The organism is Bradyrhizobium sp. P2_E8, from assembly GCF_056403875.1.
Genome location: NZ_JBFUES010001211.1, coordinates 1 through 2,003, shown reverse-complemented (window position 1 = coordinate 2,003; position 2,003 = coordinate 1). Strand labels below are relative to the sequence as shown.

At 62.6% G+C, this 2,003-nt stretch carries 3 protein-coding genes and 1 pseudogene; 3 read left to right on the top strand and 1 reads right to left on the bottom strand.

The features are described 5' to 3' along the window. Positions 1 to 235, top strand: a pseudogene (locus tag AC1D00_RS38730) (hypothetical protein); the annotation flags it as partial. Between the two features lie 225 nt (positions 236 to 460). Beyond that, positions 461 to 1,243: a helix-turn-helix transcriptional regulator gene (locus AC1D00_RS38725; protein WP_477014305.1), complete on the top strand. Its 783-nt coding sequence runs from the start codon at positions 461 to 463 to the stop codon at positions 1,241 to 1,243. A gap of 9 nt (positions 1,244 to 1,252) precedes the next feature. Here the strand turns inward: AC1D00_RS38725 and AC1D00_RS38720 are convergent, their stop codons facing one another. After that, positions 1,253 to 1,444 (bottom strand): hypothetical protein, encoded by a 192-nt coding sequence (locus AC1D00_RS38720; protein WP_477014304.1) that lies wholly within the window; start codon positions 1,442 to 1,444, stop codon positions 1,253 to 1,255. A gap of 95 nt (positions 1,445 to 1,539) precedes the next feature. On the opposite strand from AC1D00_RS38720, the gene AC1D00_RS38715 reads away from it, so the two are divergent. Further along, the coding region (locus AC1D00_RS38715) for an MASE1 domain-containing protein (RefSeq protein ID WP_477014303.1) at positions 1,540 to 2,003 on the top strand (464 nt) is incomplete at its 3' end.

The following is a 2,003-nucleotide window of genomic DNA, read 5'->3' as shown; positions in this document are numbered from 1 at the left end:
AGCTTCTTGCTTTGAAGGAGGCATCCAAATGTTCGCAGCATTCAAATGGAACTCCCGATACAACGCTCGCGAATGGGGGATGAAGGTTGGGGTGTTCGCCGTCCAACTCCGTGCACTGAATGCAAATCGGCAGAAGGACGAAAGCAAGCCGAGGCGGCCACCCTGGAAACACTTCGACGACACCCATCATTGGGACACCGCCGCGGAGGAATGGGTCCCCAACAATGATCGGTGATCAGGCTTCAGGATCCCTTTCGCTGATGAACCTGTCGAGCGGTGCGGTCACGTACAAGCAGCGTGCGTCGGGACTTCCCGAATGAGTGACGCCGCAGCGCTCCGCCGAAGCGGCGTAGCGCTGTGGCGCCGGGCCGGGACCCGGAGGCGGTATGGTGAGGGCCAGCTTCCGGCACGCCGCCCTTGCTGATATTCTCCGCCAAAAGACGTTTGGCGGAGGATAACGATGCGGGCCCACGGGATGGCCTCGAATGTAGCGGCTGGCGATGTCACGCCCGCGGTCCTCGCGATCGGTCGGCCGGATTTTCCGGAAGTGCTCATCGAGACGCTGCGCCGGCAGGCCGATGTCGGCCATTGCATGGTGTTTGCGCTGAGCCGCGCGGGCGCCGCGCACTGCCTGCTCGATGCTGGCAACATCCCGATCGGCGCGGAGCTCGGCGCTGCCTATGCCGGACAGTTCCATGAGTCCGATCCCAATCGCGATGCGATGTTCGAGGGCGAGGGCGGCGCGTCGATCATGCTGCCGGCCTTCGCACCGCGCATGTATGGCGCGCGCTACCGCAAGATCTTCTTCCAGGATTCCGGCATCGTCGACAAATGCGCGACCGCGATCTGGGTCGACGACACCTGCTTCTACGTCAATTTCTATCGCATCGCCGCGCAGGGCCGCTTCAGCGACGCCCAGCGCGAACGCCTCCGGGCGATCGCACCTGCGATCGGGGCGAGCGTCGCACGCCACTTTCAGCGCAGCGCAACGCCCGATCAGTCTCTCGCCACGCTCTTGGCCACACGCGCGCCGCTTGCCGATCTCACGCCGCGCGAGCGGGAGGTTTGCCGGCGCATCCTCGAAGGCTTCAGCTCCGAAGCGATCTCGCAGGCGCTCGGCATCAGCGTGCATTCGACGTTGACCTACCGCAAGCGCGCCTATGGACGGCTCGGCATCTCCTCGCAGAGCGAGCTGTTTGCGATCGTGCTGCGCCTGCTCGCCGGCCCGAGCGGCCTGAACTAACGGGTACTCTTAGGTCAGCGATCTCGGCTTCCAAGAACCAAGCGGACACGCGGCCCGCCCGCCGGGATCGTCGCCTTTTTGACCCATTTCAGACTTCGAGGCAGTTGCGCGTTCCACTAACTCGAAATGGGTAGTTTCCTCAACGAACCCGATGCGCGATAAGCCGAAGCCGATGCCGATCGGGAACCAGACACGCGCCATCTCTTCGTCCGTCGGCAGACTGCGGTGATCAATCCGATCTGAGCGCATCTCGCCGAGTTTTGCATTGTCGCGCCGGTGGGGTCTCGATCAACCGCTTGGTAAGCGGGAAAGTAGCGATCTTCGATCTTTATCAGGGAGATCAAAAGATCAGTCATGATGGACAATCCAACTGCCTGGTCCAGGCGTCGACGATGTCCGATCCACGATCGCTAGCGCCGGAGATAAATTTCCGCCGAGGCACCAGGTATGCCGGCGGCCTGGTCGCGATTGGCGTGATCTATTTCGTCCTGGCAAAAGGCGGCCTCGCTCTCGCCTCTGTTCATCCCAGCGCAACGGCAATCTGGCCACCGACGGGTCTCGCGCTGGCGGCGGTGCTGTTGTGGGGGTATCGGACCTGGCCCGCAATCTTCATTGCGGCGGTGATCGCCAATGCGACCACCGCCGGCTCCGTTGCCACCGCAATTGCGATTGCGACCGGCAACACTCTTGAGGCCGTTGTTGGCGCTTATCTGGTCAATCGATGGTCGCGCGGACGTCATACGTTTTCGCGACCAAATTC